The 24,640-nt window shown below is 43.5% G+C and carries 27 protein-coding genes; 13 read left to right on the top strand and 14 right to left on the bottom strand.

Annotated features, from left to right (window positions below; genetic code table 11):
- Positions 1-377 precede the first annotated feature (377 nt).
- Both M9196_RS08805 and M9196_RS08800 read left to right on the top strand, forming a co-directional pair.
- Entirely contained in the window at positions 378-644 is a 267-nt protein-coding gene (locus M9196_RS08805; protein ID WP_102470603.1) for a GrxA family glutaredoxin, read from the top strand.
- A gap of 262 nt (positions 645-906) precedes the next feature.
- Positions 907-2,589 carry an aspartate:alanine antiporter gene (locus M9196_RS08800; protein WP_250617168.1) on the top strand — a complete coding sequence of 561 codons (1,683 nt, stop codon included), beginning with the start codon at positions 907-909 and terminating at the stop codon, positions 2,587-2,589.
- Between the two features lie 112 nt (positions 2,590-2,701).
- Here M9196_RS08800 and M9196_RS08795 read toward each other — a convergent pair whose 3' ends face one another.
- From M9196_RS08795 to M9196_RS08775, 6 genes are all read right to left on the bottom strand, one after another.
- Positions 2,702-4,345, bottom strand: coding sequence for an ABC transporter substrate-binding protein (locus tag M9196_RS08795; RefSeq protein ID WP_250617167.1), 1,644 nt, complete (start codon positions 4,343-4,345; stop codon positions 2,702-2,704).
- A gap of 120 nt (positions 4,346-4,465) precedes the next feature.
- Positions 4,466-4,933 carry an ATP-binding protein gene (locus tag M9196_RS08790; RefSeq protein ID WP_250617166.1) on the bottom strand — a complete coding sequence of 156 codons (468 nt, stop codon included), beginning with the start codon at positions 4,931-4,933 and terminating at the stop codon, positions 4,466-4,468.
- Between the two features lie 152 nt (positions 4,934-5,085).
- Entirely contained in the window at positions 5,086-5,418 is a 333-nt protein-coding gene (locus M9196_RS08785; protein ID WP_250617165.1) for an STAS domain-containing protein, read from the bottom strand.
- A 9-nt stretch (positions 5,419-5,427) separates the two neighbouring features.
- A complete protein-coding gene (locus tag M9196_RS08780) occupies positions 5,428-6,654 on the bottom strand; it encodes a SpoIIE family protein phosphatase (protein ID WP_250617164.1) in 1,227 nt (408 codons plus the stop codon).
- 362 nt (positions 6,655-7,016) lie between these two features.
- A complete protein-coding gene (locus M9196_RS23700; protein WP_406707648.1) occupies positions 7,017-7,259 on the bottom strand; it encodes a YfgJ family double zinc ribbon protein in 243 nt (80 codons plus the stop codon).
- Positions 7,260-7,444: 185 nt separating this feature from the next.
- Positions 7,445-7,789, bottom strand: coding sequence for a RidA family protein (locus tag M9196_RS08775; protein ID WP_250617163.1), 345 nt, complete (start codon positions 7,787-7,789; stop codon positions 7,445-7,447).
- Between the two features lie 258 nt (positions 7,790-8,047).
- On the opposite strand from M9196_RS08775, the gene M9196_RS08770 reads away from it, so the two are divergent.
- The 3 genes from M9196_RS08770 (at position 8,048) to M9196_RS08760 (ending at position 10,071) form a co-directional block, all read left to right on the top strand.
- Positions 8,048-8,977: a putative 2-dehydropantoate 2-reductase gene (locus M9196_RS08770; RefSeq protein WP_250617162.1), complete on the top strand. Its 930-nt coding sequence runs from the start codon at positions 8,048-8,050 to the stop codon at positions 8,975-8,977.
- 173 nt (positions 8,978-9,150) lie between these two features.
- The gene (locus tag M9196_RS08765) at positions 9,151-9,381 is read left to right on the top strand and encodes a glutaredoxin family protein (protein WP_250617161.1); all 231 of its coding nucleotides are present in this window, start codon (positions 9,151-9,153) and stop codon (positions 9,379-9,381) included.
- Between the two features lie 336 nt (positions 9,382-9,717).
- Positions 9,718-10,071: a DMT family transporter gene (locus M9196_RS08760; RefSeq protein ID WP_250617160.1), complete on the top strand. Its 354-nt coding sequence runs from the start codon at positions 9,718-9,720 to the stop codon at positions 10,069-10,071.
- A 125-nt stretch (positions 10,072-10,196) separates the two neighbouring features.
- Here the strand turns inward: M9196_RS08760 and M9196_RS08755 are convergent, their stop codons facing one another.
- Positions 10,197-11,066 (bottom strand): LysR family transcriptional regulator, encoded by an 870-nt coding sequence (locus tag M9196_RS08755; protein WP_250617159.1) that lies wholly within the window; start codon positions 11,064-11,066, stop codon positions 10,197-10,199.
- A 115-nt stretch (positions 11,067-11,181) separates the two neighbouring features.
- Between M9196_RS08755 and M9196_RS08750 the strand changes: the two genes are divergently transcribed.
- The 5 genes from M9196_RS08750 to M9196_RS08735 all read left to right on the top strand — a co-directional run bounded on the left by M9196_RS08750 (position 11,182) and on the right by M9196_RS08735 (position 14,733).
- Positions 11,182-12,384 (top strand): MFS transporter, encoded by a 1,203-nt coding sequence (locus M9196_RS08750; RefSeq protein ID WP_250617158.1) that lies wholly within the window; start codon positions 11,182-11,184, stop codon positions 12,382-12,384.
- A 79-nt stretch (positions 12,385-12,463) separates the two neighbouring features.
- On the top strand, positions 12,464-13,027 hold the full coding sequence (locus tag M9196_RS08745) for a DUF1415 domain-containing protein (protein ID WP_250617157.1): 564 nt from the start codon (positions 12,464-12,466) through the stop codon (positions 13,025-13,027).
- A gap of 150 nt (positions 13,028-13,177) precedes the next feature.
- Positions 13,178-13,306, top strand: a complete 129-nt coding sequence (locus tag M9196_RS23515; protein ID WP_284677138.1) for a hypothetical protein — start codon at positions 13,178-13,180, stop codon at positions 13,304-13,306.
- A gap of 161 nt (positions 13,307-13,467) precedes the next feature.
- Positions 13,468-13,731 carry a hypothetical protein gene (locus M9196_RS08740; RefSeq protein WP_250617156.1) on the top strand — a complete coding sequence of 88 codons (264 nt, stop codon included), beginning with the start codon at positions 13,468-13,470 and terminating at the stop codon, positions 13,729-13,731.
- A gap of 429 nt (positions 13,732-14,160) precedes the next feature.
- Positions 14,161-14,733 (top strand): nucleoside triphosphate pyrophosphohydrolase family protein, encoded by a 573-nt coding sequence (locus M9196_RS08735; RefSeq protein ID WP_250617155.1) that lies wholly within the window; start codon positions 14,161-14,163, stop codon positions 14,731-14,733.
- A gap of 241 nt (positions 14,734-14,974) precedes the next feature.
- Here M9196_RS08735 and M9196_RS08730 read toward each other — a convergent pair whose 3' ends face one another.
- Entirely contained in the window at positions 14,975-15,232 is a 258-nt protein-coding gene (locus tag M9196_RS08730) for an RICIN domain-containing protein (RefSeq protein ID WP_250617154.1), read from the bottom strand.
- A 155-nt stretch (positions 15,233-15,387) separates the two neighbouring features.
- A complete protein-coding gene (locus M9196_RS23510) occupies positions 15,388-15,519 on the bottom strand; it encodes a hypothetical protein (RefSeq protein WP_284677137.1) in 132 nt (43 codons plus the stop codon).
- 286 nt (positions 15,520-15,805) lie between these two features.
- Here M9196_RS23510 and M9196_RS08725 point away from each other — a divergent pair, with 286 nt between their 5' ends.
- Entirely contained in the window at positions 15,806-16,378 is a 573-nt protein-coding gene (locus M9196_RS08725; protein ID WP_250617153.1) for a hypothetical protein, read from the top strand.
- A 63-nt stretch (positions 16,379-16,441) separates the two neighbouring features.
- The gene (locus M9196_RS08720) at positions 16,442-16,954 is read left to right on the top strand and encodes a B12-binding domain-containing radical SAM protein (RefSeq protein WP_250617152.1); all 513 of its coding nucleotides are present in this window, start codon (positions 16,442-16,444) and stop codon (positions 16,952-16,954) included.
- Between the two features lie 120 nt (positions 16,955-17,074).
- Here M9196_RS08720 and M9196_RS08715 read toward each other — a convergent pair whose 3' ends face one another.
- From M9196_RS08715 to M9196_RS08695, 5 genes are all read right to left on the bottom strand, one after another.
- Complete coding sequence (locus tag M9196_RS08715) at positions 17,075-18,487, bottom strand: DUF1254 domain-containing protein (RefSeq protein WP_250617151.1); 1,413 nt, start codon at positions 18,485-18,487, stop codon at positions 17,075-17,077.
- A 15-nt stretch (positions 18,488-18,502) separates the two neighbouring features.
- Positions 18,503-19,156 carry a hypothetical protein gene (locus M9196_RS08710; protein WP_250617150.1) on the bottom strand — a complete coding sequence of 218 codons (654 nt, stop codon included), beginning with the start codon at positions 19,154-19,156 and terminating at the stop codon, positions 18,503-18,505.
- Positions 19,157-19,218: 62 nt separating this feature from the next.
- Entirely contained in the window at positions 19,219-20,757 is a 1,539-nt protein-coding gene (locus M9196_RS08705) for a sulfatase-like hydrolase/transferase (RefSeq protein WP_250617149.1), read from the bottom strand.
- 154 nt (positions 20,758-20,911) lie between these two features.
- Positions 20,912-21,808 carry a LysR family transcriptional regulator gene (locus M9196_RS08700; protein ID WP_250617148.1) on the bottom strand — a complete coding sequence of 299 codons (897 nt, stop codon included), beginning with the start codon at positions 21,806-21,808 and terminating at the stop codon, positions 20,912-20,914.
- A 17-nt stretch (positions 21,809-21,825) separates the two neighbouring features.
- Entirely contained in the window at positions 21,826-22,977 is a 1,152-nt protein-coding gene (locus tag M9196_RS08695; protein WP_250617147.1) for an anaerobic sulfatase maturase, read from the bottom strand.
- A 294-nt stretch (positions 22,978-23,271) separates the two neighbouring features.
- Here M9196_RS08695 and M9196_RS08690 point away from each other — a divergent pair, with 294 nt between their 5' ends.
- Complete coding sequence (locus M9196_RS08690) at positions 23,272-24,603, top strand: DUF1254 domain-containing protein (RefSeq protein ID WP_406707657.1); 1,332 nt, start codon at positions 23,272-23,274, stop codon at positions 24,601-24,603.
- Positions 24,604-24,640: the final 37 nt, after the last annotated feature.

Genomic DNA, 24,640 nt, shown 5'->3' with positions numbered 1-24,640 from the left:
GTTGAAGATCAAAATACGACGTTGAAAAAGTGGTGTCTCAAATTGCAAGCCCTGCCGATAGTAAAAACACATGAGAGTTATAAGCCACTAATAGCATGCAGTGACCCGAGAAATGAAAAGTTGATATAAACCAATCAACAAACGTTTTACCCATTTTTAAATTCGCAATTTCGGCATGGGTCACAACATAAACGCACCAACTGAAGCTGCAAACTGACTAACATATGTACTAATAGGTTTTACCTATGGCAGTGAGTGGTATTTCCGGCTTTATTTCCTTTTCATCTTAAGGCATAGTTGTTGTCAATACACTATAAGAGCCGAGTTAATCAAACTCCTAGTGCTTAGTAAGAATTTAATCTTCAAGGAGAAAGTCAATGTTTGTCGTAATTTTTGGTCGTCCAGGTTGTCCATTCTGTGTTCGTGCAAAAGAGCACGCAGAAACGCTTAAAGCAAAACGTGACGATTTCAACTTCCGCTATGTTGACATCCACGCGGAAGGTATTTCTAAAGCTGACCTAGAGAAAACTGTAGGCAAGCCAGTTGAAACGGTTCCTCAGATTTTCATCGATCAAGACCATATCGGTGGCTGTACAGAATTTGAAGCGTACGCAAAAGAAAATCTAGGCCTTTTCGACGAGTAACTCACTGTCTAATCAACAGTATAGTTGAAAGTATCAAGCTTAAAGCCAACTCTTGGGAGTTGGCTTTTTTATTGGGATCTATATCAATATTGCGACAAACCGATACCAAATATCTATTGATCTAATACAGCGAAGTCAGAGAACACCCACAATATGTAATCTAATGGTCAATCTTAAAAAAAATCACTTATCTTTTTGATTATTTCCGCTACAATCGCCACACTTTATAATCCATTCAACTTGGTTGCTTCGAGTCGCTACAGTGAACATTGACGTAGTACAATTGTTAGATCAAAACCCTATCCTCCTTATTTTTGTCGCCTTAGCGATCGGCCTTGCATTTGGCAAAATTCGCTTTGGAAATCTTCAGCTCGGTAACTCGATTGGTGTGTTAATCACCTCACTGGTTATGGGACATCTCGGATTCTCATTTAACGCCGAAGCCCTCACCATCGGATTTATGCTGTTTATCTACTGTGTCGGGATTGAAGCCGGGCCAAACTTTTTTGGTATTTTCTTTCGAGATGGTAAGCACTACCTCATCTTAAGCTTAGTCGTGTTGGTCACTGCGTTAACGGTAACCTATTTCGCGAGCCATTATTTAGGGCTAGATTACGGACTCTCCGCTGGAGTGATGGCAGGTGCCCTGACAGCAACACCTGTGCTTGTGGGTGCGCAAGATGCCTTGAATTCAGGATTAGCCACCATTCCACGCGGTATGGATTTTGGTTTGGTTCTAGAAAACCTCTCCGTGGGCTACGCCATGGCGTATTTGATTGGCCTTATCAGTATGATTATGTTGGCCAAACTCTTGCCGAAACTGCAAAAGCAAAATCTTCATGACTCCGCACAACAAATCGCTCAAGAGCGCGGTCTTGGCGGCTCTGGTCAACGTAAGGTTTATCTTCCCATTATTCGCGCCTACCGAGTAGGGCAAGAGCTAATTGACTGGACCGACGGCAAAAACCTGCGTGAGCTTGGCATCTATCGTCAAACTGGTTGCTACATTGAACGAATTCGTCGTAATGGTATTCTTGCCCATCCTGACGGCGATGCGATTTTACAAGAAGGTGATGAGATCGCGCTTGTTGGTTTCCCCGACAGTCATGCACGATTGGACCCAAGCTTCAGAAACGGAAAAGAGGTGTTCGACCGTAACCTGCTTGACCTTCGTATCGTTGAAGAAGAGATCGTTGTTAAGAGTGATAATATCGCAGGAAAGAGCCTATCAAATCTTAACTTGTCAGAGTTTGGCTGTTTCCTAAACCGCGTAGTTCGAGCTCAAATTGAAATGCCGATGGATGCGAATATCGTGCTCGCGAAAGGCGATATTTTGCAAGTCAGTGGCGAAAAAAGTCGCGTCTTGGGGCTGGCAGAAAAGGTCGGTTTTATTTCTATACATAGCCAAATGGCAGACCTACTCGCTTTTTGTAGCTTCTTTATTTTGGGTATTATGTTCGGCCTGATTACTATGACATTTGGTCAAGTGTCATTTGGCTTGGGTAATGCTGTCGGACTGCTGCTTTCTGGCATCACGCTTGGGTTTTTGCGGGCGAACCACCCTACTTTCGGTTACGTTCCTCAAGGCGCCCTCAATATGGTCAAAGATCTCGGGCTGATGTTCTTCATGGTCGGAATCGGGTTGAGTGCTGGCGGAAAAATGTTTGAGCACCTAACTCAGGTTGGCCCACAAGTCATTGTTATCGCTTTTCTCGTTAGCGTTGTGCCTGTCGTGCTTGCCTACTTAGTAGGTGCGTATTTCTTGAAAATGAATCGCGCATTGCTAATAGGCGCGATTGTCGGGGCCCGTACGTGTGCACCCGCGATGGATGTAGTGAATGAACACGCTCGTTCAACCATTCCTGCGCTTGGCTATGCCGGGACTTATGCCATCGCGAATATTTTGATGACACTTGCTGGTACCATACTGATTATTCTTTCTTAGCTTAGTCAGCGAAGTTAACAAGCTATCGTCTTAAACTCGAAAAGGATGCCTACGGCATCCTTTTCTTTTACTAACCATCGCGAGTTTTAGGTAGCGGGTGTTCTCGCCAATGTTACTGTGCCAACACGTATAAATCCTTAGAGTAGATCCGCCCTTCTACATTATTAACGGGAAACCCGCCAACCGTTGGGCGTACCAATCTAGCCTGCATGTAATAATATATAGGCGCAATTGGCATATCTTCGACCAAAATTGCTTCCGCCGCATCGTAGTATTGATTACGCGCTTCAATATCAGTGGCTAACAACGCACGACTTATTTGCTGGTCGTAGGCATCACTCTTGTAAAAGGCTCGATTTCCAGCACTATCCGACGTCATTAAAGATAAGAATGTTGACGCCTCATTATAGTCACCGCACCATGAGGTTCGTAAAATATCAAAGTCCCCCTCTCGACGAGCCACTAAATAGGATTTCCATTCTTGGTTTTCGAGCGCCACTTTGGCGCCTAAGTTCTTCTTCATCATTGAGGAGATAGCAACTGCAATGGATTTATTACTTTCGCTGGTATTATAAAGTAACCTAACATCTAAAGGATTATCTTCCCCATAGCCGGCTTCAGATAACCATTGTCGGGCTTGTTGATCGCGCTGTTCTTGAGTCCACTGGCTGTATTCAGGCTGAGTTGCATCAAACCCTGCAACATACTGATGAGAAAACGTATAAGCGGGAATATTACCAACCTGAGTAATACCGTTAGTTATTACATCCCTCATAATCGTGTAAGACACCGCTTTACGAACTCGCTCATCGTTAAATGGTGCTCGCGTGGTATTGAACGCATAATAATAGGTACACAGTAATGGCACGACTTTATACGCGTCTTGCTGTTCTTTCTTTAATTGTGCCGCCATCTGAGCGGGGACGTCTGAAGTAATATCGACTTCACCGGTCATATAACGATTTAAAGCTGCAGTTTGACTTTCAAAAGGAATAAACGTCACTGAGTCTAAGACGGTATTTGAGCTATCCCAGTATTCACTGTTTTTTGCCAGTTCAATACGCTCATTCACAACCCACTGCGTTAGAGTGAATGCGCCATTTGAAACCAATAAGCCCGCCCGCGCCCACTTGTCACCACTGGCTTTCATCGATGCTTGATGAACTGGCATCATCGACGTATGACCTGTCATTGCAACAAAATAAGGCACCGCACTGTCGAGAGTAAACTCAAGGGTTTGGTCATCAATTGCTTTTATGCCCAGTTCCGATACTGGCTTCTCGCCATTCAAGATCATGGCAATATTATTAATCTTGGTCATTTTCAGGTACCAGCCATTAGGCGATGCAGTTGCTGGATCAACGGCTCGCTGTAACGCAAAGACGAAATCAGAAGCGACGACAGGATCACCATTCGACCATTTGGCATCGGATCGCAGATGAAAAACAAAGGTTTTGTTGTCCTTGGTTTCCCATGATTCTGCGACACCAGGAACCACATTCCCATCGGCATCTTGAATCACTAAGCCTTCAAACAGATCCCGAATTACATGCATTTCAGGTAACCCTTCAGCCTTCGCTGGGTCTAAGGTCGCAGCTTCAGCGTCATTACCTCTCACAACATGCTGAGTAGGGGCTAATTGTACCTGTTCCGGCAGCTGTGCGGTGTAAGCAGTAGAGGGCACAAATGTGGCGAAAGCAGATAATAGAAAAAGCGGGGTCACTGACACCCTTTGACGTTTGCTGTTATTCTTCATAGAGACGCATCCAACATTCCATGTATTTTTAAGTATGTGTATATCTAAAGCTCATACGATGGGGTAATACAGGTCGTCTATCGTATGGGTGTGAGGGGCTTTATCAAATCAAGCTAACTCTTACCTATACGGAGAGAGCTCTCGTTGTACTCTTTTAATTAATGTAAATGTACTTTTATCTCCCTCCTGTGTGAGTTCAATTTCATCTAGTAGCGCAGCCAAAATCATGAACCCACGACCAGATGTTACCCATGTTTCAGGGTCATTAGGATCGGGGGCAATAAAATCTGCTTCGAGTACACTATGAAACTCTTCTTGCGACATACTTGATCCAAAGTGGCTAATATCGACCAAAACTTTGCTTTCGTTGCATCGGCTAACGACTTCAATTAACTGCCCATCTTTGCCGTCATATGCATGTTCAAAAGTATTATTGAGCAATTCAACCACACAAAGTTCAAGCTCACCGATATTATTTTCATTAAGAAGGCTCGACCTCCAAAATTCTTTTAGATCGTCCACTGCTAATCGAGATGTTTCAATCGCACTCTTGTATGTATTTGAGTATATTTCCCCATCCATGGCCATAACTCACTCCTATTGATCACTAATATCCCGCAGGTTTCATTTATATGAGTCAATGACTTCTTCCGTTAAACGGCGCAACAATCATAACGCCTATACACTCACAACACTGCCTTATCTAACTAACTTACTGAGTATTCAAACGATTCGAAAAATTAATCTGACCTCATCATCGCTTCTTCTACAGAATCGTAGATATTAATCAGCCTATCCATACGCGTTAATTTGAACAAGTCACACACTGGCTGTGTCGCCCCAACCAAAAAGATTTGTTTATCTCTCAGCAATTTGTATATCTGCATCATTGCGCCGAGTCCGCTGCTATCCATAAATGTAACCTCAGAAACATCAAGTAATAGATTGGGTTGTATCTCTGACTGAATCCCTTCTATCGTTTGACAAAAAGACGTCGCAAGTGCAGCATCAAACCGTTCTTCTTTAACCTGAATAACCGTAAACAAGTCGCTATTAGAAATATCGTACTTCATAAAAACCCCTTACCTTTGCGGTGCCCACTTACAACCTAGAATACTGACGTCGTCGTCAAACATTTCATTTTCTTGCCATTCACGTACAGAGGACACGATATGCCCTGGCTTCTCGTCAAACGTCTTCTGTTGTTGAGATTCAATTAAGTCTTTCAGTCGCTCTTCACTATAAAACTCGTCCCCAACTCTCGCCTCGGTAATTCCGTCGGTGTAAAGCCAAATTTCATCCTCAGGTCCTAAACATATCGTATCTTGTTTATAATCAGCAAAATCAAACATTCCAACAACAAAATTGTCATCGCCTAAAAATTGAGCGGAGTTATCCTTTCGTTGCATCCAAATAATCGGCGGGTGACCCGCCGAGCAGTAATTCAATTCTCCAGTTTTTTTATTTAGTACCGCATAGACCATGGTGAAATAGAGGTGGTTTGAAGAGTCTTGGCTATATATTTCGTTAAGTTTTGTCACCACTTCATCCGCAGGGCGGATCTGCTTTTTATCCCCATCGCCTTTAAAGACAAGAGAGTTTGGACCATTAACGACTGACAATGTTTGATGAACTGAGAAAGACAACAACGCCGACGCGACACCATGACCAGAGACATCTAATAGATAAAAACCCAAATGGTCGTCATCTAAACGGAAATAACCAAGAATATCCCCCCCAATCTGTGCACTTGGAATAGAGGTATACGCCATCGACGCTTCATGAAACTCAGTGCGCGTAGGAAGCAATTGACGTATGAAGTCACCCGCTGAATCTAAATCCTGCCTAATCGTTGCATAAGCGGAATCAAGCTGACGATTTTTGTTTAGAAGTTCATTATGAAGCCCTAGATTTCTGAAACCCGCTCGTATACGGGCATCTAATTCATCTATAGGGGTGTTTTTGGCAACAAAATCGTCTGCACCAGCATCAATGCCGTTGATAATTGAATCCTGATCGTCTTGCGACGACAGCAAAACAAAAAACATATATCGACTGTAGTCGTTGGATTTCAGCTCTTTACATAATTGAACGCCATTCATCTTTGGCATAACCCAATCACTAATTACAAACTGAATGTGCTCACTCTTATTGAGTGCTTCTAGCGCTTCATACCCATGGTTTGCTACCGTGACATCATAGCCACGTTTTTTTAACAACGAACTCATTAGCGTCTGCGTTGTTTTATCGTCTTCAACTAGTAAAATCGCTCTTTTAGAATGATCATTACTAAGTTCGACATTTCCCATTCATCACTATCCGCAATATCCCTTTGTAATTATCAGGATAGGAATAGATAGCTGAAATACCAAAAATATATTTGTTTTCTTTACGTTAGCGTGAGGTTGCACTTAAATTGGTGAACCTAATCAACTCGGTCGTTTACAAAACAATCCCCGCCTGTGCGAGTCGATGGATACCGATGGGAAATCTATGATGGAGCATTAGGTGGAAGGCAAACCTGATACCTGTCATGTGGTATTTAATAATGATAACGGGTAAACATAGAACAAGTGATGGTGTCATCGAAGATTTTCTAGCGGGTGTTGACATGCCACGCCTAATGCACTTCCTTCTACAATGCATTAGGAACAAAGCCAAGCGTTAATGACTATGACTGGCTGCGGCTTACGGCCTCAAATTGCCAATCAATGGTTGTGCGGGATTTTTGCATTCTACAGCAGTTACAGTAATAACTTACATTACCACATGCTTTTAACACTTCCAACGAATCGTTACATTCAGGGCAATGAGCGATTTTACGGTATTTTGTCGCACACTCTCGACACTCATTCCCGCTGTTAGGTAATAGCTCTACTTTGCACTTAGGGCATAATAAAATCTGCTGACTCATGGTTATTCCTTTTTCGCCAAACTTACTTTCAAGGCAACTCGCGTCTTAACGGGAGTTCACTACAAGCCCTCTAAATCTAAAGACCTAGAGATCTAGAGGACGTAGCCCAATTGTTTGCCGATAGAGTCATTTGAGCAAGTAACATACTGTATCGATGCCCCTCGATATCAAATGTAAGCTAAATGCTATACAGCAGCGACAACCGAAATCTCAACCAGCAGTTCTTCTCGAGCCATGCTTGCTTCAACACAAGCACGTGCTGGTGCGTGACCTTCAGGTACCCACGCATCCCACACCTCATTCATGGCTTTAAAATCTGCCATTGTTTTTACATAAATCGTTGCTGATAGTAACTTTTCACGGCTAGAGCCCACACTTTCAAGTAACTCATCAACTTTTTCTAACATAGTGGTTGTTTGGTGAGTTATGTCTTGCGTTGAATCCTTGGCAACTTGACCACAAAAGTAAACCGTACCGTTATGAATCACGGCACGGCTCATACGTTGTTTTGTTTCTTTTCTTTCAATCATCTTACTACCTGCTATTACATCTACATGTGCGGCTTAAACCGAATAAATACTTACGAATGATAAAGCGCATACCATGGCACAGCAATGAATACTTTTTAAAACCGAGAACACGCGGCAAGTATCTGTTTCAGCGTTATTAATATCAAAAAATTAACGTAACCGGCGGTTCACATTTTGCTACCAACATTGCGACCAAAGGTTCCCTAATTCGTTAGTTCATGTACATTACTTAAATCAAGGTATAACAAGGATGTAAATATGACAAAGAAGGTGTTCGCCGTCATCGGGACTGGCGCAATTGGTGGGTATTACGGAGCGAGATTGCATCACAGCGGGCAAGATGTGCATTTTCTTTTCCACTCCGATTTTGCTCATGTTCGCGAACATGGCCTAACGGTTGACTCCCACTATGGCGACTTTTCGATTAATTCTAGTTCACTGCAAGCCTATTCGACTAGTGAAACCATGCCAAAAGCCGATGTCATATTGGTCGCAATCAAAACGACAAGCAACCAGCTGTTATCTAACCTCATTGCGCCAATAGTCAAACCTGACACACTCATCGTATTGTTACAAAACGGCATTGGAGCAGAGCAAGAGCTTTGTGAGCAGCTCAACTTACCCTTTGTCGCTGGTGGGCTTTGCTTCATCTGCTCTAACAAGATTGGCCCAGGGCATATTCATCATATCGACTACGGCCGACTCACTCTCGGCGCGTTTGGCGCGCAAGGTCTTGCACCAGTAGAAAGTGTTGCAAGTGATTTTCGAGAAAGTGGTGTAGACGTTGATGTAGAAGAACGCATTGTCGACGCGCGCTGGAAAAAACTGCTCTGGAACGTGCCATTCAATGGATTGTCTGCAGTGTTATCCGCTGATACCAAGCAAATCATGCAGTGTCCCGAACTCGTCACATTGGCAAAGGAAGTCATGCAAGAAGTCCAAGCGGCAGCAAAGGCGTTAGGGACCGATCTGCCATCGACTTTAATTGACACTATGCTTAGTAATACTGCGGCGATGAAGCCTTACCAAACAAGTATGCTTCTCGATTTAAAGAATCAAAGAGCGTTAGAGCTGCAATACATGTACAAAAACGTACTAGACCTCGCTGGCTCTCATAATGTTGACATGCCGAAAACAGCAACGTTATATCAACAACTGTGCTTTATCGATCCCGCGACACTCTCTTGACGCGACACACTCTCGAATCGGTAAACCCCACCTAAGCGACCCAGTTTTGGCCCTAAACAACAAATAGAGTAACGTCGTCATCTTACTTGCCTGCTCTTCACTAGCAGGCAAGTGGTAATTTCCACCAATTGTCGATACACTGCGCCCGTCAAAACCCGCTTTAGAGTAATGCTATGAAACGTTTAGTCCTGTATGTCGCTGACAAATGCCCTCACTGTAAAGATGCCCAACGCTATTTGGATAGTAAAGGCTACAAATATCGTCTGACTAATGCAAAAATGCAAAGAGGACGCAAAGAGCTGCAAGCAATGGGCGCACGCTCAATCCCGGTACTAAAGATTGGCGATCAAGTCATGGTTGGCTGGAATCAAAAGAACTTTGAGCGCATGTACAACTCAAACTAATGCAAGCTTACTCAGTTCTAGCCAAGCACCCCCTCATACGGTTTCAATAATCTTAGAGTTCGAATACCGTTAAATAGCGTTTGCTTGTCCTGACGTAAATGGATTTAAGATTCAACAGCCCCTACTTATAAGCCTCACTCATTTAATTTTAGAACGAGGCTTTCGCTGATTTGAAACCCATCAAACATCGATATCTACACCTTCACCTTCACCTGATTATTGCAGCAACGTAATATTCAATTACGCTTTCATTACTTTCAAATCGATAGTTTTTATTTATACTTCGCACCTCAGAATACGAGCTGTTTCGTGTTCATCTATGTGGCGTGTTGCTATATGTTCCAACTACTTGTTTCGTTGCCCCCTGCCATTGCGCTCTCTATTGCCATTGTGGCTGAGGTGATTGCAACTTCATTCATCCCAAAAACACAACAGTTCACCAAACTGTCGCCGAGTATTATTGTAATCATTGGTTATGGTATCGCTTTCTTTTTACTATCGGTCACAGTCAAGTCAATGCCAGTTGGTGTGGTATATGCGATTTGGAGTGGCGCGGGTATCGTATTAGTCGCTACCGTTAGCTACTTTGTCTACGGTCAAAAACTTGACTTACCCGCCCTGATTGGGATTGGGTTTATTGTGGCAGGGGTTCTCATCGTTAACCTATTGTCAAAAACCGTCAGTCACTAAACACATTTTATCCATTAGACATGTAATGAAAAGCTAAGTCGGGTCAATAACACCCGACCTTAGCGACGTTAATTAAGCCACAGACAAACTGAGCCGAATTGAGGCCGATTCACGCAATTAACGGTTCAAGTATGAATTTTGATGTATTCCATAAACGCTCTATCGGCGCGAGACAGGTAACCATCTTTACGCCATGCCAATGCCAAGTCCACAAACACCGGCGGATCGAATGAAATACCGCGCGTTTGTGGTTCATGCTCAGTCACGAGTTCAAGTAAAGCCGTAATAGCAAAATCTTGCTTTACTATGCTCAAAATCATCGGCAGCAAATTTGTTTCGTAAGAAAACTGAGCTTCTACCCCTCTTCTTTGACACTCTTCATCAATGTAGTCTCGATGAAAATAGCCGGGCTTAAACATCACCAGCTCTTCTTGAAAAAACGCGTCAAAGGTTAACTTATCTCGTGATGCAAACGGATGGTGCTCACTCATAACCGCTACCATTTCGGAACGATAAATTGGGTCGACGTCAAGATCGTCTGGCACATCCGTATTACGAATGACACCCAAATCAATCTCCCCCGCCAGCAACATTCTACGAATGTCCTGAGTCCCAGCTTCAACCACTGTCATCTTCAAGTTCGGGTATTGAGATTTAAACGCCATGATGATTTTAGGAAAGAAATAGCTCCCCATCATGCTCGGCGTTCCCAAGCGAACTTCTCCTTTCAACAACCCTTTCAGCTCATCGATTGCCAACGTTGCATCGTCGACTTGTTGCAATATTTTTTGCGCATGGGGCTTCAATGCTCGCCCTTCCTGAGTCAACACTACTTGTTTGTCGATCCGCGAAAATAACTGCACGCCTAACTGTTGCTCAAATTTTTTTATTGAAATACTTAGCGCCGGTTGAGCAATGTTGACCTTCTTCGCAGCCCGGGTAAAGTTTTGCTCCCGAGCCACGGCTAAGAAATGTTTAAGCTGACGAATATCCATATAAATAAAATATATTATGACGATAGTATTAATATATTTTATTTATTCACGCCTGAGTGATAATTTCATCACATTACGACGCTTTGGTCGGCATTGAAAAGTAATGGGGTGAACGGTGATTGAACGGCATTCAGCAGAATATAGTAAAGTGACGTGGGCGCTTTCATTAGGGTCATTTCTGGTATTTTGTAACCTTTATGTTTTTCAGCCCATTCTTCCTCAATTGTCGCACCATTTTTCAGTTTCTGAGACAGAAATAAATTGGGTCTTTGCCGCCGCAACATTAGCGCTTTCCTTCTCGTTAGTGCCATGGGCAATCAGCTCAGAAAGCTTTGGAAGGCGCGCGGTGATGCTAACCGGACTGTTCATGCTTCCTGTCGTGGGCGCATTAATGCTACTCACAACAAGCTTATTATCCCTTGTCATGTTGCGTGCATTAATGGGGGTTGCTTTAGCTGCATTTGCCTCCGTGGCTGTCGCTTATATGGTTGAAGAGCTCTCTAGCGACGCTTTCAATAATGCAATTGGCGGCTATATTGCCGCCAATTCTTTAGGTGGCATTGCCGGGCGGATCGCAGGCGGTGTCTTAACCGATATGTTTAACTGGCAAACAGCCGTCATTGTAATTGCGTGCTTCACCCTCGTTTGCGTGATCATTGTGGCTTGGCTGCTACCGCCTCAGAAACATTTCAAACCGACACGAGGCATGTTCCGCCATCATAATCGCGCCTTAGTCATGCACCTCTCCGACAATAGAATCTGGCTCGCCATGCTTATTGGCGGGGTAAATTTTGCACTATTTGTTAATCTATATTCCGTGATGGGATTTAGACTAGTCAGTGCCCCTCACAACTTACCTATTGCCATGGCAGCACTGATCTTCCTTTGCTATCTCGCCGGTACCTTAAGCTCGAAATGGAGTGGGATCTGGAGCCGCCATTTTGCCCCTATTACAGGAATGGCACTCGGCGCAACCATAAGCCTTTGCGGAATGCTTATTGCTATCATCGACAGCATTCCTGCCATGGTTATCGGCCTACTTTTCATTAGTGGCGGCGCTTTCTTTACTCATACCTTGGCGTATTCATGGGTTAGCCAAAAAGCACAACGCGCTAAAGCGACCGCGACCGCGTTGTATTTAGTGCACTATTACATTGGTGGCAGTTTAGGTGGCTTCTTTTTACTGTATTGCTGGCAGCAGTCGCAATGGTTGGGAGTGGTAGAAGGCGGTGGGTTATTATACCTACTACTCTTTGCACTTTGCTGGAAGCTAAAACTCATCGGCGAATCTCAGTTGCCTGCCAACTCCCCTGCTTAACCGTTATTTTGAGCGATTATTAGCGAAACGTCTTCAGCGATCATATAATCCGCTTTAATAATTTTATCGGTAGAGTGTTATGTCGTTACGAGAAGAAATCGTCCACATTGAAGGGCAAGTCCAACAATGGTTAAAAGATGTCGTGATTGGGCTAAATTTATGCCCTTTTGCCGCAAAGCCAGAGCGTAATAAGCAGATCAAAACCTTTGTCAGTTTGGCGAACAAAGAAGAAGGACTGCTAGAGGATATTCTGGGGGAGCTGATGCTGTTAGAGCAAACTGAACCTGAAGACCTTGAGACTACCCTTGTCGTAGTGCCTAACATGCTTGATGACTTCATGGACTACAACTTCTTTATCGATTGGGTGGAAGCACTCATCAAACAAAATGACTGGGAAGGCATCTATCAAGTCGCGACTTTCCATCCAAACTACTGTTTTGGTGGCGCTGAGCCTGAAGACGCTGAAAATCTCACCAATCGCTCCCCTTATCCGATTTTTCATTTAATTCGGGAAGCGAGTATGGAAAAAGTTCTCAAGCACTACCCTGAGCCTGACGCTATACCTGATAACAATATCGCTCGTGTGAGTGGTCTTAGTGAGCTTGAACGTAAGAAGTTATTTCCTTACCTCTTTGCCAGTTAATTAACAGAAGGTAAAGTAAGTAGAAGTGTCTTCCTGCTTCAACCGTTTCCACAGCAACGAAGATAGCAAAGTAACATTGCGATAATAACGATTTCGTCGACACCAAGTGAGTGATAGTTTCTAAGTATTCATCGATTAGAGGCTATCACCATGAAAGCTTGGATTAAGTTCATTCCACTCATACTGCTCATCAGCTACTGCATCACTTACGACGTTGTGGACTCAATGGAGCATCACGACGCCAATACCATAGCCCAACAAGTGATTTCCGATGATTAGGGCAAGCATCATCCAATCATAAAAATCTGGTCATTGCGAAGCTGTGACATCTAGAGCCGTACTTTACAAACGGACACAAATTTCATCTTTCCATATGATGATTGGTAAAGTAATTACTGTTAACATCGCGCTTAAAGTTCGCGTGTTTTAATGGGGTAATCATGGGAATGTCGCTTGCAATCTATATACGTAATGAAGATAGCGGTATCGAGCTTGCGCGCTACAATGAATTAAGCGAAAGCGAATTACTCGCTCAGTGGTATGCCACTCCACAAGCGAAAAGCATCACAAGTCACTTTTTGGTCCTAATGAGCGAGCAAGATCATATCAATGCAAAGTTTATTGATGCCCCATCGCTCAATCAATTGCTTCACTTGTGGGGAAAATTCGATAGTTTTTATCAAGACGTGTCGGAATGTGGGTAAATATTTACGCACTTAATCAGGTATCTTTCAAGCACTAGAAACGAATACGGTAAAAAGCCACCTCTCTCGAGGTGGCTTTTTGTGACGAATCGGGACCCTAATTCCAAAACGTCGTTTCCAAAAAGTACGTGTACCTTTTGAAACTGGTTGCTTAGTTCATCTATCGTTGAGCTGAACGAAGCAAAACCGTAAACAATCGAGTGCATTTACTCGATTGTTGAAATTCAGATCAGTATATTAATCACTTATAGGTTGCGCAATATTATTTTCAGCATATCTGTGCATAACAATATCATAACTAACAATTTATTTCACTTGGTGAAATAAATATCATCATTCGTGTAGGCTCATCCGTACTTAACTTCAGCTAGCTATCAACAACGCCGTTTGATAGGATCATTTTCATTGTAATCTAACGAAAAAGAACCGATGAACTTAACTAAACTGACCCAAGAAATATTTGACCATTTATATCAAGATATCACGGAGTTTCGTGCCACATTCGATCTTCCCGTGAATGCGCCGTCTTCGTTAGATGATGCGGCAGATATGTTACATAGCTCGCTAGCCATTGAAGAAATGACCGAGCTGGCAGAAGCCGACTCAAAAATAGAGCAAGCCGATGCCATCATTGATTCCGTTTACGTGTTAATGGGAAGACTGGTGCACCTGGGTGACGATAAAGTTGAAGCCAACCTCGCCATTAGCTATTTAATCGAATTGCTACTGCACGTCGCTGCAAATCGTAACATCGATTTCATCAAATGCTGGGATGAAATTCACTCAAGCAACATGAGTAAAGTCTGTCGCGACGAGCAGGAATACTCAGAAACAGAAGCGCACTATGCAAAGCAAGGTATCACTTTGATGGCAGTACAAAAAGGCGCTTACATCATAGCGAAATGTGCTGAAGATTTCGTTTCCGATGCAAAAACTATTCGTAAAGGCAAAGTACTCAAGTCGGTTTACTACCGCCCTGCCGACTTAGCACCGATCGTCTAACACTGACTCTCGTCCGTGTGATAAAAAGGGTCTTACGACCCTTTTAAGGGAAACACGCGTGTCTTTATCACGAAGTAAGACATGGGATACAAATTTACTCGCGATAAATAAGCCAACACTGTTCCGGGTTTAAATCTTTTGTCTACCACACTATATTCGTCTACCACACTATAAATGACGGATACCAGATTAGAAAAACCCCTCGACGTTTTAAACGCTCGTTACCTATTAAATTAAATGCTTACAGAGATTTAATTGCCCAGTATTGATAGTCACCTTGACTTTCTTCACATAACTGCAGAAATAATGGTCTCATCACGTGAACGGGCGACCCACAACGGCCTTCTCTTTTATTTTCACTATCAACAGTCAGGCATAACTTAGGATCGCTGTTCAGTGTAATTTGGCCGCTATCATTCAATGTAAAACTTTCATTTGCCGAAGAATCACACCGCTCTAAACCAAGTGATGCCCCTTGTTTTATTGATGATGCAGACATGCAAACGTCAAAGTACGCGATTCGAAAAACACCTTGTGAAATCAAAGATGTATCAAAGCCTTGGTCTTCAAGTATGTCGCTAGTCTAGTGATAACAAGTATGAGCTTGCAAACCTCTATCTATCGGTGCATTTGCTCCTTTTCCCCCAGCAATATCTAAGCAGTACCCGGTGAATCATCCAGCGAAGAAACCAGCATAATTTCCGCAAGATTTACGTTATCAGCGGACTGAGCAATTGGTGACGTAACAGTGAATAAAGCCGCACTTAATACCAGAAACATTTTCATAGTTTACCTTTGGTAGTCATGAAATCACATCCATTATAGCTCATGGCGTTCTAGAGATATTCAAGCTCTAGAGTCAACGTAACTTATCCGTCTAACTGCCCTAACCGTGTCGTCACTTCCACTTATAGTCATAAGTAAGCGACACGTTGAATGGTTACACTTCGCTATGAAAAACCATGTAATCTGATTGGTTGAGATTCTAACTCAGATTCTAAAATTGATAACCTTTTGGTTACCATTACAGTCGTACACTTCTCCTGATAATGAATAAATCTAAGGAGAAGAAATGAAACTATTCGCATCACTACTAACAACCGTGATCATCGCGGGTGCCATTTTGGGAGCAGTACTTATGCAACCCGTAATGGCTGAACACTCATCCAAGCGACAAGCGTCATTCAAAGCAGAGAAGTCCCCCACTCAGAAGCAGGTTAAACAGCACTCACTGGATAAAAACAAAACCTATGTCCGAAGTGTCGTAACGCAAACTATTTCACTGGATAACGTCGCTGCACTTTGGGCAGAGTTTGAAGATAAAATCACCCAGCAAGAAGACTTACCAGAAACACTTGATCGCCTAGTAGTGATCTATAAAAACATGGATACAAACTTCAATCATGCCACTGTCATTATTGGTTTTCCTGTCGAAGCGAGCATTCAGAAAGATGGCTATATTAAACTTATCCCCAGTGAGCAGGGGGAGCAATTGTTGAATCGCGGCAAGAATAGTAAAGAAGAAATAACCAATACCTGGAAAAAGATTAACTTTCGCCGGTTTGTGAAAGCGGTAGTAGAAACGCATTATCTTGATGCATTAGGACAGGAAGAAACCAACCAGTTAGTTGTTCACTACCACTAACTGACTGTATATCACGACCGACAGTACGCGATCGTGCTGTTTAAGGCGATTGAACCACTTAACATGAGCTTCTATGGTGAAACGACCGTGTTAATTGCTCGCGACAAAGAGTTACTGAATGCGGCGGCTAAAGCCGGATTTAAAGCGGTATTGTTAGGGATAGAAACCCCATCCGAGGAAGCGTTAAAAGCACAGAAAAAAGGGTTTGTGAAGCCATCCAAAATGAAGGCGCACATCGCAGAAATAAAGCGTCACGGCATCGAAGTGTGGGGAGACTTTTTGTTCGGTTTTGATGAACACGATGCTTCTATATTTGAGCAAACCCAAGAGTTTGTAGAAGAGATTAACGTTGATAAGGTGATCCCACACTATATGATCCCTTTTCCCGGTTCAAAGACGTTCAATCAACTTGAGCAAGAAGGGCGTATTTTGACCACCGACTGGTCAAAATACGACGGTAGTCATCCCGTATATCAACCCGAAAGTATGACAGTGGAAGAGCTTGAAGATGGGATATATTGGATTTGGAAAAAGAATGCTAGCGTAAAGGAGAGGATAACGGCGTGGTTTGGGTAAAATAACCAAAAGTGGTGCCAGTTGTGCTACAACGCTTATTCGTTGAAGAAAAGAGTCAGTAACACCTTACTGACTCTAGTCAACGCCTAGTAACTCAAATATGGACGTTTATTTGATAGATTATTTCTTCGCACTCGTTTTAATTTTTGTAAAAGGTACTGATTTCCACTCATCCATTCTCACCTCTTCACCTGGTGTGTACATACGAAGCACTGAGTACCATCGATGATCAGGTATCGGTAAGAAGTTAGGGTTGTTTTCGTGACCATCTGTGTTGCTGCTCATGGTGATGGTATACGTTCCATCTTCATTGGGTATCAGCGTTCGGTCGCCTCGGGAGTGCCTATTCAAGGCATTATTTTCCATGAGTCGAGTATTGCCACTGTAGGCCGTGTAAGACCAAAACCCACCGTCTTCCAAAGGAGGCGGAGTGAACGTCACCGTGTAATCGAACTTGCTCCCATCAAGCACATCACCTTCGCTATCAAAGAAATCACCCGTATACATGGTGTGCTTGGCTGGTAAGCCCCATTGCCCCATCAACGTACCATAAGCATGCTGGAAATTTGGTACTCGTGTCATTTCAGCGCGAGTTCCAAGCACGTCGCGAGAATCGTCAAAGCCAGAGTTCTTAATTCGTAGAAACCCCTTTTCTTTACCCAACTGAATCAGTCGCAACTGCTCGTCAGTAAAGTTAACTGGCGGGGTGCCAAGACCTAGGAACTTGAAATAGTCGAGCAATGCTTGGTCATGAGTTATCATTGTCCCTTCAGATAAAACGAAGTTAGTCCGCTCTACCCAGTTGGTGTGCTCCGGATGGGGGTAATCACGAACCACAGGTTCTGGTCCTTTTTGCCCCAAATACGCGGATAAGGTTCGGATATTCCATTGGTCCATTAATTTTTGGGCCGTAGCAGAATCCTCACCACCAAGGTCCATAATTCTACCCATCATTTTGACTAATGGGTGCTCCACATAGATCACCTCATCCACACTTTCAGGCACCTCCCCTTCCCAGCCCTCAACGACATACATAAAGCTGCCGCCTTTTGTTCCTCTTTGAGGTGAGCCAAACGCAGAATCGGTAAAGTGCTGCATATTCATTGTGTGGAACAACCAGTACCGATCTTCGTCATGATCAGGGATGGTAATGATCACTGGCTCAGCCGCTAAATCCATCCAGCCCATGATGTGTAAAGTGTCATTATTGATGCTTGGGTGTGCGGTATAAGTATCATCAGCCAACACTCTAATATTCTGGAACTGGTTCAGAGGATAATCTTTCTCAACGACAGTTTGATAGAAATACTTATAGGCTTCATCAATAGAGAAAGCGTACTCATAAGCCAATTGAGCCAACTGTTGCTGGTCTTGTTTCTGAGCAGCTTCACCTGCCATTTCAATCGGTACTGTTCCATTATGGATAGCAGTCGAGGCGGTGGTCACTTCCATTCCCTGCTTGGCCATCGTGGTAAAAGGAGCGGTGACCATAAAAGCACAAGCAAGGGTTGAGGCGAGTATTGTTTTTTTCATAAGTATTATTCCGGACTAAAAACGATTGCGGAAGGTGATCCAAGCGTTGTTGTCAGTATCACCGCTAAAGATAATGATGTTGTCACTATCCACTTTGTATCCCAGTTGCATTTCAGCAGAAAAGTCTCGTGTATTTTCACCATCTAATCCGTAGGTGTATTGAGGGACGAGTTGAAGATAGAATTGGTCGGCAAAGTCATACTTGAGATAATTGACACTACTAATGATTTGCGTGTCCTTAAATTGATTGCTCTCCTCCCACATCTGCCCATAAGTCAAGGCGCTGTATAGGTTGACCTTATCGCTCAACTTGAATGCTTGCATAATCCCGACCGAAGCATAGTTTAATGTCATGCCTTCATTTGAAAAATCATGCCCAGCATCAATAAACAAGCCTGTTCCCGTTTTCTTATTGGGTGTAAAAAATCGAGCACGGTAGTTTTCGAAATTGTTCTTCCCTTCCAACTTACCCAATAACCCCCAGTTACCTTGATTGACGCCAAACTGGAATGTTGCGCCTAATCCTTTATTTCCGGCAATAAGTTCACCGCCGGTATACACCGACATAGGATTGGCCATATCGCTCTTTGCTGAGTCTTGTGCAGAGGCGACAAAGGACAAAGGCAAAGTAAGCGCAATCACAGTGTGCCAAATGGATGTTTTGTTCATAAACGTTTCCGAACCTAAGGTGTGCTTTGAAAAGCACACCTTTTCGTTGATGGGGCTGACTACTATTTAGTCACGACTGACTTGTCAGCCATTCCAATACCACCCGCCTTTTGTCTTGGTGGGAACGCCTTCAAAGATTGTTGATATTTCGCCGCGGCTTTTTGCAAGTTTGGTAATACCCACGACTTTTCTTTCATCCATAAGAACCAACCACGCGTATCAGGGCTGCGCTCATAAGGATCCGCTTTGATGTTAATCAGCATACCCAGAGGCCACTCTTCTGGTTCTGCGATCCACTCAGCTTTCGTTTTTAGATGGACTTTCCATTCATCTACACGGAATGCGTTAAGATCCTGCTCGTTGTAGAAAAAGAACTCATGGCGCTCACTTGGTGCACCTTGAGTTAACATGTCTAGTTGGTTGTAACCATCAAGATGAACTCGATATTGCTCACCATTGAGCGCTTTGCCTTCTAACAATTCTTGCTTAATGTCTTGCTCACCAGCAGCGGCCATGATGGTAGGTACCCAGTCTTCAGAGGTCATGAAGCCATCGGTATATTCACCTTGAGGAATTTTGGCTGGCCAACTTACTAGCATTGGTACTCGGAATCCGCCATCCCACGTTGTTCCTTTTTGTCCTCTGAATGAGGCAGAACCCGCGTCTGGCCAGTGATCTAGGTTGACTCCGTTATCAGACGTAAACAGAATAATTGTGTTATCAATTTCCCCTAGGTCCTCTAGCTTATCGAGCAACACTCCAATCTGATCATCAAGCTCCATCAACCCGTCGTAGTATGTATTGGTTTGACTCGCGCCTCTATACTCAGGGCGTACATGGGTTTTTTGGTGCATGCGAGTTGGGTTGTACCACATGAAGTAAGGCTGATCATCGTTCTGCGTTTCATGCTTATCAAGCCATGACATAGCAAAGTCTAAGAATTCACCGTCAATGGTTTGCATCCGTTTAGCGCCTAGAGGGCCTTTATCTTCGATCGATTGCTTACCAACAACACCAAATCTTGGGTCATCTGTTGTATCTACTTTTTCTGTGGCAACAGTGTGGATTACATTACGCGGCTTACCCTGGAAGTTAGGGTCTTTTGGGAACTCTGGCTGCTCTGGCATTTCCATTACATTGAGGTGATACAAGAACCCGAAGAATTCGTCAAAGCCGTGAACGGTTGGTAAGTGGCTGTTGTTGTCTCCTAAATGACTCTTACCAACATGAACCGTTGCGTAGCCTTTATCTTTGAGCATCTCTGCTAAAGTTGGGTCTTCTTTCTGAAGCCCGAGCGACGAGCCAGGCTGGCCCACTGAAGTTAAACCGGTTCGAAATGGGTATTGCCCAGTAATAAACGCAGACCGACCGGCCGTTGAGCTACCTTGAGCATAATAATCACTGATCATCATCCCACGATCCGCAATGCGATCAATATTCGGCGTCTCTACTGCACCTAAACCACGATGGTAAGCTGAGATATCTCCAGGTGTAACATCATCAAGCATGATAGCAACGACATTTGGCTGGCTTGACGCGTGCACATTGACACTGGCCAGCACGGAAAGTGCGAGGGCAGATTTAACAAAAGACTTATACATTTATATTCCTCTTCGACTACGAATAAAGCGCTGAAGTTATTACTAAAAGTGCAGTAACCTCGAACGAACCGTTGTTGATAGAAATGGTATAAGAAAGCTGGCAAAAATAGCGTGATAGCCACTATTACGATCTTTAATAATGGCGATTGAAAGACTAAGACTGGATGAGTGAAGTGATTTCTTTCTGCAACCAATCGGTAAATGGATTATGGCGATTGGCTTGGTGCGTAAAAAGCGCTAATTCTCGACGATAGGTATCTTTTAATAACTCGGGCGGAAGTTCTTCACAACGATAAGAATCATCAATGACACGACGGCATTTTGAAGAAGTGATATAGATACAATCGCTGTCTTTAACAATCTCCAATATCAAGTTCATATTGTTACTTCGTACTGCAATGCTTTTTTCTAAATCGTACTTCTTGATCAGCATTTCTACTTTGGAAGCCTGAATATAACCAGGGATAACGTTGACGCACAACGGATACTGTATTACTTCGTTGAGCGCATTACTTTTAAGTGGGTGATCAGCCCTAAGCACCAACATAAACTTATCAAATCCTAGCGTTTTTTCCGTGAGCGTTTTGTTCACCTCCATTGGAAGATAACTCACCCCCCAGCTGGTTCTATTGGTTTCCAAGGTTTGCGCGCCATTATCAAGCCAAGGCGTGCACTGAAACGTGACTTGTGGTGCCTCGAATGTGAGCTTTTTTAATAATGGGACACCAACGGGAATAAGGAGCGGCGAAGGCAACATGATTTCGACCTCCCCTTTTAAGTCATTGAGCGTCCATTCTTCATTAGGAATATAAAGGTTATCGATCTGTTCAAGCAGGGTTGGCAAAGCCTCAATGAGCTCAAGACATTTTGGCGTGGGTTCTAGTCTCGTTTTGTCTCTGACAAAAAGCTCATCATCGAATTGTTCTCTGAGCTTACGAAGCATGACACTGATCGTCGGTTGACTGACCTTAAGCGCTTTAGCAGCACTGACCGTTTGACGGGTTTCATTCAACACGAGGATTAGCCGCAATAAATTAAGATCTTTGGTCATGTCACACTCCACATCATTCAGAAAAGCGGGAAATAGGCAGGAGAATATCCCTTTTTCATAGCGCCAACCATAGGAATAAGCTTTGGTAATGCGTGATGAAAGAACATTTCGTAACCTCGGCACAAATGGTTCATCGCAGCCCCATCTTTGGTGGTAGCAATCCTATTTTTTGGGCAACCACCTTGGCAAAGCTGTACAAAATCGCAACGGCGACATATTTCGTTTAAGTCATGATACTTACTGGTCCCAAACTCTATTTGCTTTTGGGAAGTAGCCATCGCCATAAGTTTATCATTTGCAATCGAGCCAAGTTGATGATCTTGGTACCCATAATGGTCACAACTATAAACATTGCCATCATGCTCTACCATTAATTGCTGCCCGCACGTTTCGCTATGGTGACACATTTGGCTCGGATACCCCATTAGCACCATGAGACAGTTCTCAAAAAATTGGATATAAACCTTTCCTACATCAGACTCAACCCACTCATCAAACAAGTCACAAAGAAACTGACCCCATTGCTCTCCACTTAATGACCAGTCATGACCTGTTCGCCGATCCAGTTCGTGGTCGATACAAGGCTGAAATTGCATGTAACCGCTGCCATTCTCAACCAAAAATTGATAGATCGTTTTCGCATGCTGATATGTTTTATTATTCACGACGGTTAAGGTATTGAATTCGACACCGCTGTTTTTTAAATGGCGCATACCACGCATTGTTCGCTCAAATGACGATTGGCCATTTTTGTCAATACGAGCAATATCATTGAGTAAGTTTGGTCCGTCAATACTTATGCCCAACATAAAATTGTGTTTTGCAAAAAAAGAGGCCCAACGCTCGTTGATCATAGTGCCGTTGGTTTGCATGGTATTGACCACTCGCTTGTTGGTCACTTTTTTCGCCTGCACAGACACCGCAGCTTCATAGAATTCTAACCCTCGGAGCATCGGCTCACCACCATGCCAAATAAAGTCAACATTCTGGCCGGAAAGCGGCTGTGATTCGATGTGCTCATCTACAATTTTTTCCATCATGGCAACGGGCATCGATGATCGTTTCTCGCCATCTTGCCTGTTGAGATAATAGCAGTAGCTGCAATCCAGATTGCATTGAGCGCCTTCCGCTTTAATAAATAAACTAAATGGATGCGTGGGTTTGTTCATACTGACTCCGATAATTTCCCGCCAAAATAACAACCCACATTCGGTGAAACAATAGCCTCCTCCTTGATACTCAGCCACACGGCTGCCTACGCCTGATTTCTAAAGAAAAATAACCTTAATAAACAACAAATTAAGAATTAACTCATTACTATTAATATCCTTAATATCGGCTATTACACTCCTTAATCCTAGTTCTTTTTATCATGAGAGTTCATACGTTCCAACGATCTAAGGTATTCCATGAGAAACGTGCTACTAACAAGCCTTGTATGTTCCTTATCAGGTGTAATGGCGATGCCAACCATTGCACAACAAACCATAAACCCTGAAGAAGAGCTTGCTTACAATCTTGGTGTGCAGGCGTTTATCTACGGCGCAGGGCCATTAACGGTTGCGGCAGTAAGACAAACCACCACTTCTGTCGACGCTCCGATGGACAACGCGATGGCGCCACTGAACAAGATGGGAAAAACTCGTATTCTATCTGGGCCACAAGATAGAATCGTCCCTACTGTCAACAATGATACCCTTTATTCGCAAGCGCATTACGATCTAGATTTATCGGGTCCTATGGTGATCGATATACCGCAAACCGATGATCGTTATTACATCGTTCAACTTTTAGACGCTTACTCTGATTCAATCAGAGACTTACATGTGAAAAATGTTGGCGACCAAGGTTCAAAGGTACTGTTAGTAAAAAAAGGATGGTCAGGCGATGTTCCAGAAGGCATCGATCGTATCGTGGAATCACGAACCCCAATGGTTTGGCTGATTCAGCGTACAGGCGTCTTCGGAGAACAAGATCTTGACGATGCGCTAGCGGTACATGATCAGTTTCTCAGCTACCCACTCACGCAATTCGGTGAAGACCATGGTGTGCTTGAATTAAAGAAATCGACAGGCCGTATCCCAGCAATGGCCAGACCAGAAGGACTCGAGTGGTATTCGCTAATAGACAAAGAACTGCGTAAAAACCCAATCCCTGAAGATGCTGCCATTGTTGACCAATTCCAACAAATTGGCATTGGTGGTGCCGCTCCATTTGACGCAGATACGCTGTCCGACGATCAAAAGAAAGGGCTCATGCGTGCATTAGCTTCTTCGCAGAAAATCATCCAGTACGCAGGTAGAAGCATTGGCGATGTTAATAATGGTTGGTCAATGATGTTCGAAGGTGGACGTTATGGTACTGATTATTTAAGCCGTGCAAGCATCAATTTCCGAGCTGCTGGTTTAAACGTCCCAGAACGTGCACTCTATCCAAATCGCTACACTGACGCTAAGGGTGAACAGCTTTCTGGAGAGCATGAATATCGAATGACCATGCCTGCAGATGCCCCAGCAGAGGCTTTCTGGTCGTTGACTATGTACGATGCAGAAAACCTATTTATGGTTGATAACCCAATCCAACGCTATTCGATCTCGACCAATCGAAAAAGTGAATTAAAGTACGCAAAAGACGGGAAATTGACGGTTTGTATTCAGCACAAGGAACCGACAGATCCAACGTGTAACTGGCTGCCTGCACCACAAGATGATTTTTATCTCCATATGCGTTTGTATGAGCCAACTCAAGCGGTCCTAAATAGCGAATATTTACTGCCGCAAGTTGAAAAACTTTAACTCCATTGCTCAAGCTATGTGTCATTGAGCAGTAAAT

Origin of the sequence: Vibrio methylphosphonaticus, assembly GCF_023634655.1 — a bacterium.
GTDB classification, from domain to species: domain Bacteria; phylum Pseudomonadota; class Gammaproteobacteria; order Enterobacterales; family Vibrionaceae; genus Vibrio; species Vibrio methylphosphonaticus.
Note: the sequence above shows the minus strand (reverse complement) of the source record. Positions and strands in the feature narration are given on the sequence as shown.

Coding starts and splice junctions, on each gene's coding strand:
- M9196_RS08775 (WP_250617163.1), bottom strand. CDS start 7,789: ATGATTGAAAGAAAAGAAACAAAACAACGTATGAGCCGTGCCGTGATT.
- M9196_RS08780 (WP_250617164.1), bottom strand. CDS start 6,654: ATGGGAAATGTCGAACTTAGTAATGATCATTCTAAAAGAGCGATTTTA.
- M9196_RS08700 (WP_250617148.1), bottom strand. CDS start 21,808: ATGACCAAAGATCTTAATTTATTGCGGCTAATCCTCGTGTTGAATGAA.
- M9196_RS08805 (WP_102470603.1), top strand. CDS start 378: ATGTTTGTCGTAATTTTTGGTCGTCCAGGTTGTCCATTCTGTGTTCGT.
- M9196_RS08760 (WP_250617160.1), top strand. CDS start 9,718: ATGTTCCAACTACTTGTTTCGTTGCCCCCTGCCATTGCGCTCTCTATT.
- M9196_RS08755 (WP_250617159.1), bottom strand. CDS start 11,066: ATGGATATTCGTCAGCTTAAACATTTCTTAGCCGTGGCTCGGGAGCAA.
- M9196_RS08770 (WP_250617162.1), top strand. CDS start 8,048: ATGACAAAGAAGGTGTTCGCCGTCATCGGGACTGGCGCAATTGGTGGG.
- M9196_RS08720 (WP_250617152.1), top strand. CDS start 16,442: ATGAGCTTCTATGGTGAAACGACCGTGTTAATTGCTCGCGACAAAGAG.
- M9196_RS08765 (WP_250617161.1), top strand. CDS start 9,151: ATGAAACGTTTAGTCCTGTATGTCGCTGACAAATGCCCTCACTGTAAA.
- M9196_RS08705 (WP_250617149.1), bottom strand. CDS start 20,757: ATGTATAAGTCTTTTGTTAAATCTGCCCTCGCACTTTCCGTGCTGGCC.
- M9196_RS08695 (WP_250617147.1), bottom strand. CDS start 22,977: ATGAACAAACCCACGCATCCATTTAGTTTATTTATTAAAGCGGAAGGC.
- M9196_RS08740 (WP_250617156.1), top strand. CDS start 13,468: ATGGGAATGTCGCTTGCAATCTATATACGTAATGAAGATAGCGGTATC.
- M9196_RS08690 (WP_406707657.1), top strand. CDS start 23,272: ATGCCAACCATTGCACAACAAACCATAAACCCTGAAGAAGAGCTTGCT.
- M9196_RS08710 (WP_250617150.1), bottom strand. CDS start 19,156: ATGAACAAAACATCCATTTGGCACACTGTGATTGCGCTTACTTTGCCT.
- M9196_RS08795 (WP_250617167.1), bottom strand. CDS start 4,345: ATGAAGAATAACAGCAAACGTCAAAGGGTGTCAGTGACCCCGCTTTTT.
- M9196_RS23700 (WP_406707648.1), bottom strand. CDS start 7,259: ATGAGTCAGCAGATTTTATTATGCCCTAAGTGCAAAGTAGAGCTATTA.
- M9196_RS08735 (WP_250617155.1), top strand. CDS start 14,161: ATGAACTTAACTAAACTGACCCAAGAAATATTTGACCATTTATATCAA.
- M9196_RS23515 (WP_284677138.1), top strand. CDS start 13,178: ATGAAAGCTTGGATTAAGTTCATTCCACTCATACTGCTCATCAGCTAC.
- M9196_RS23510 (WP_284677137.1), bottom strand. CDS start 15,519: ATGAAAATGTTTCTGGTATTAAGTGCGGCTTTATTCACTGTTACGTCA.
- M9196_RS08730 (WP_250617154.1), bottom strand. CDS start 15,232: ATGTCTGCATCATCAATAAAACAAGGGGCATCACTTGGTTTAGAGCGG.
- M9196_RS08745 (WP_250617157.1), top strand. CDS start 12,464: ATGTCGTTACGAGAAGAAATCGTCCACATTGAAGGGCAAGTCCAACAA.
- M9196_RS08785 (WP_250617165.1), bottom strand. CDS start 5,418: ATGAAGTACGATATTTCTAATAGCGACTTGTTTACGGTTATTCAGGTT.
- M9196_RS08790 (WP_250617166.1), bottom strand. CDS start 4,933: ATGGCCATGGATGGGGAAATATACTCAAATACATACAAGAGTGCGATT.
- M9196_RS08715 (WP_250617151.1), bottom strand. CDS start 18,487: ATGAAAAAAACAATACTCGCCTCAACCCTTGCTTGTGCTTTTATGGTC.
- M9196_RS08725 (WP_250617153.1), top strand. CDS start 15,806: ATGAAACTATTCGCATCACTACTAACAACCGTGATCATCGCGGGTGCC.